Origin of the sequence: Shimia litoralis, from assembly GCF_005518135.1 — a bacterium.
GTDB lineage: Bacteria > Pseudomonadota > Alphaproteobacteria > Rhodobacterales > Rhodobacteraceae > Shimia_E > Shimia_E litoralis.
Genome location: NZ_SULI01000077.1, coordinates 1 through 500 on the forward strand (window position 1 = coordinate 1; position 500 = coordinate 500).

Annotated in this window: 1 protein-coding gene; it reads left to right on the forward strand. The window is 59.2% G+C overall.

Features of this window, described 5'->3' with window-relative positions; all coding sequences use genetic code 11:
• Positions 1-12 precede the first annotated feature (12 nt).
• Positions 13-500, forward strand: a 488-nt coding sequence (locus FAP39_RS17410; protein ID WP_212743448.1) for a VCBS domain-containing protein, incomplete at its 3' end; no start/stop codon positions are given.

Consider the following 500-nt stretch of genomic DNA (forward strand, 5'->3'; position numbering starts at 1 on the left):
CAGACCGCCACGATGACACTAGGGGCCACCCCGGATGCGGCTGTGATTACGGATGCCATGACGGGATTTGTCAAAGAAGATGAGCATGTCTTGACCTATGGAGGAGGTGGCCAGCAAACCCATGAGCTGACGGCAACGGGCCTGTTAAGCATCGTCGATCCCGATGCGGGAGAGGATCATTTTCGATACGGTCCGGGGGGTGAGACAGCCGTCTCCGACCCATTTGGCGGTCAGTTGCGCATCAGTGCAAATGGAAGCTGGATGTATACTGTCGACAACGACAACCCACACCTTCAGCAACTGGCGGCCGGTGAGGTTGAACACGCCATCTACCGCGTCCATTCCATCGACGGCACGTCGCATGACATAGACATCGAGGTCCGTGGCACGAACGACGCGCCGGTTCTGAGTGCGGCGACGGCGTCTGCGACGGAAGATGGCAGCGCGGTTTCTGGCCAGATGTCGGCCACCGATGTCGATCACGGCGACACGCAAACCTA